The following is a 3,198-nucleotide window of genomic DNA, read 5'->3' on the forward strand; positions in this document are numbered from 1 at the left end:
GGGGCCCCCCCGGCCCCCCCCCCCGCCCCCCCCGGCCCGCGGCTGGGGGGGGCCCCCACGGCCACCAAACCACACATGCGCGCCGTGGAGCGCATTGTCCGGCCCGATCACCGGCACGAGACGGGCGCTGACCGTGTGACCGTTGCGCAGGACGCGATGCGTGGCCGCCGCTTCGGGATGCGACCGCATGTCGGCGATCAGCGCTTCCAGCCATTGTGCAGCCTCGTGCCCTGGGGCTTTGCCGATTCCCAGCTGGTCGGTGACGGCTCGCTCGAAGGAGGTTCGATCTCGGGCTTCGTGATCGCGCGCAACGACGGTGAGCCGACCCGGCTCCAAGGTTTCGATGAGCGTCCATCCGCTTTTCGGCATCGCGTCGATCTCCGAGGTCGCTGATCCTTCCTGGTTGAATCTTTCAACGATCTTAGAACAGCGCGCCGCAACGGTGCTCGAACCGCAGGTCACGCGGTGGATACGGAAAGTTCCGCGAGGGCATAGGTGAGCCACGACGGCCGCAACAGATACTGCTCGCGCGGCTTGACCGGTTTCAGTACCGGGTACTTCTCCAAGACCGCGCGGGCGACATGGACGGCTTGCATCTCCGCCAAGGCGGCACCGATACAGAAATGTCGACCGTGTCCGAATACCAGGTCGTGACGTTCCCGCCGGGCGGGGTCGAGATGAGCCGACCGCAGGGACAAGATCACGGTGTGTCCTCGGGGGATTCGGATTCCGTTGACATCGATGTCGGTCAGCGGGAACCGGCGCAGCGCATAGTTCACCGGCGCCACGGCACCCATCACCTTGCGCACCAGCCGGGCGAACTCCGGCGGTGACCCCAGTAACTCGCGCGCCTCCTCGCAGCGGTACCGGACCAGTTCATCCAGCACCGCAGACGTCAGCGAGGTGACGTTCTCGAATCCGCCGATGATCACGGCAAACGCCAAACTGATCAACTCGTCCTCACTGAGACGGTCCTGCCCGTCGCGGGCTGAGAGCCAGCGCGAGAGCAGATCATCGCCAGGATCGCGCCTCTTGTCGTCGATCACCCCGGCCACCAGCATCAACATCGTCCCCATCGCACCCTGCACCGCCGCGCCGTGCGTCGATGTGTCGATCAAGAACAGAGGCCGGGCCGCTGCACGGAAGGCATCGAGCTTGTCGGCGGGCAACCCGAGCAAGGTGCCGATCACCTGCGGCGGCAACGGCTCGCACAGCCCGCCCATCAAGTCGATATCGCCAGTCGCCGGCAATGCGTCGACCAACTCCGTCACGGCAGCCCGCACCACCTGTTCCTGTGAGGCGTGATGTGCGGGCGCGAACGCCTCGGCCGCCAGTTTCCGTACACGTCGATGCTGCTCCCCATCGATATTGAGCAGGTTCGCCTCCAATGCCGCGGGCAGGTTCTGGCCTCGGAAGCCGGTGGTGGAGTCGGCCTTGGCCGCCGACATCCGGGGATCGGCCAGTAGTGTGGTCACCGCGTCCCATCCGGTGACCACCCACACCGGTGACCCGTCCGGTAGCTCGGCCTCGTGCACACCGGGTTCACTGGTTCTGAGATCCTCGTGAAGTTCGTCGACCGCATGAATTCCCGCCGTGAACGGGCACCGCCCCATCTTCATACCCATCAGTGTGCCAACCCATCAGGAGTCCGCCGTGCCGATCACCACCCGTGCCGCCACCACCGCGGACATCACCGACTGCGCCCAGGTACTCGCCGACGCCTTCCGCGACGACCCGCTCATGAGCGCGATCTGGCCCAACCCGCAGCAGCGCCACCGCGCCCTGCCCAGGTACTTCACCGCCTCCCTGCGCCACTTCCACCTCCCCGGCGGAGGAGTTCGCGTCGCCACCGACCCCGACGGAGTCATCCGCTCAGTCGCCGTCTGGGACCCACCCGCCCGATGGGACCAACCCGTCAGCACCACCCTGCGTGCCGCACCCGACCTTCTGCCCGCCCTCACCAGCCGCACATTCGCTGCGATCACCGTCCGGCGCACCCTCGATCGACACCACCCCCACCAGCCCGAACATTGGTACCTAGCCAACATCGGAACCTCACCCGCACACCAAGGGCACGGCTACGCGACACGCCTGATCACCGATCGCCTGACATCGGCTCCCGCCACCCCTGCCTACCTCGTATGCACCCGGGAAGACAACACCCCCTACTACCAGCGACTGGGGTTCGCGACCACTGAAAGCTTCCATCTACCAGTAGGTGCCAGGCCCACCATGTGGGCCATGACCATCAACATGTGAAGCCGCCAGCCCCGGAATCGGGGCGAGAAGACAACTAGCCAGCCGGAGAAGCCGATTGCCCGATGCGAGGCGCCGGGCTGATATCGAGCGCCTCGAGCCTGGCCACGCCTACGGTTGCCGCTCAAGGCCGCAACCATCACACAGCCCTGCGGACCCGCGCCGAGGTGTGCTTCGATCGCCGCGACGCAGGGCCTCCGGGCATGCCACTACGTCGAATCCGGCCGTTCCACCGGCCGTCGGTGGAGTGGTTTACGGGGGTTGGTGTGTCCAATCCGGGGCCGAAAACGAGGAGTTACCCGTAGAGGCCGCCTCGGCACCGCCTTGGTGCCGGTGGACAGATCTGGACACTGGAGGACCACCGTGAACCGACCCGACCCCCATATCGGAGTGAACCTGCCATCGGGGCACGACCCGATCGACTCGTCGACCGAAGCCGCTGTCGAGCCCGTGCCTGCGGAAACCGATGAGCCACGCCCGGATAAGCATCCGGCCGGTCGGGTCGAACATCGGGATAGCCAGGCGAAGCCACGGGCGCAGCGCGTTTCTGTACGTGACACCCGCCGAGACCCGCCCGATACCCGCAAGCTTGCCCGCCTGCTGTCCAGCCTCTTGACCACGGCAGAAGAGTCACGCAATGAAGACGCGGCACAACCTCCGAAGAATTCATCAATCCTGGATGAAACTACAGAATTCAACTCCAACAAAAAGGCCGCCTGAAATCCCCCGATTCACAAATTTGATAGATCTCGAATTAACGACCACAGAATTAAGGACCACAAGGAATATAACACCCTCTGTCGAATCATAATAATATCGATCGCGAAAATACCGTGACGTCGAGAATAAGGAATCTCCATGGTGAGCGCGTACGTAGGCCCGGGGAACGATGCGGATGACGACTTGGCATCCGAACTCCCATCACTGCCAGCACCTTTGAAG

4 protein-coding genes are annotated in these 3,198 nt (G+C 64.6%); 2 read left to right on the plus strand and 2 right to left on the minus strand.

Annotation, left to right across the window (positions count from 1 at the left end; genetic code table 11):
• Both QH470_RS38235 and QH470_RS16640 read right to left on the minus strand, forming a co-directional pair.
• Window positions 1-369, minus strand: a 369-nt coding sequence (locus tag QH470_RS38235; RefSeq protein ID WP_425302691.1) for a GAF domain-containing protein, incomplete at its 3' end; no start/stop codon positions are given.
• A gap of 89 nt (window positions 370-458) precedes the next feature.
• Window positions 459-1,619 carry a cytochrome P450 family protein gene (locus tag QH470_RS16640; protein WP_138456824.1) on the minus strand — a complete coding sequence of 387 codons (1,161 nt, stop codon included), beginning with the start codon at window positions 1,617-1,619 and terminating at the stop codon, window positions 459-461.
• Window positions 1,620-1,653: 34 nt separating this feature from the next.
• On the opposite strand from QH470_RS16640, the gene QH470_RS16645 reads away from it, so the two are divergent.
• Together QH470_RS16645 and QH470_RS16650 are read left to right on the plus strand one after the other, a co-directional pair.
• On the plus strand, window positions 1,654-2,259 hold the full coding sequence (locus QH470_RS16645; protein WP_232110912.1) for a GNAT family N-acetyltransferase: 606 nt from the start codon (window positions 1,654-1,656) through the stop codon (window positions 2,257-2,259).
• 360 nt (window positions 2,260-2,619) lie between these two features.
• A complete protein-coding gene (locus QH470_RS16650) occupies window positions 2,620-2,976 on the plus strand; it encodes a hypothetical protein (RefSeq protein ID WP_068049976.1) in 357 nt (118 codons plus the stop codon).
• Window positions 2,977-3,198: the final 222 nt, after the last annotated feature.

It is taken from the genome of Nocardia wallacei (assembly GCF_029868745.1).
Classification (GTDB): Bacteria; Actinomycetota; Actinomycetes; order Mycobacteriales; family Mycobacteriaceae; genus Nocardia; species Nocardia wallacei_B.

Excerpts from the sequence above, each read along its gene's own strand:
- QH470_RS16640 (WP_138456824.1), bottom strand. The coding sequence starts at position 1,619 with ATGAAGATGGGGCGGTGCCCGTTCACGGCGGGAATTCATGCGGTCGAC.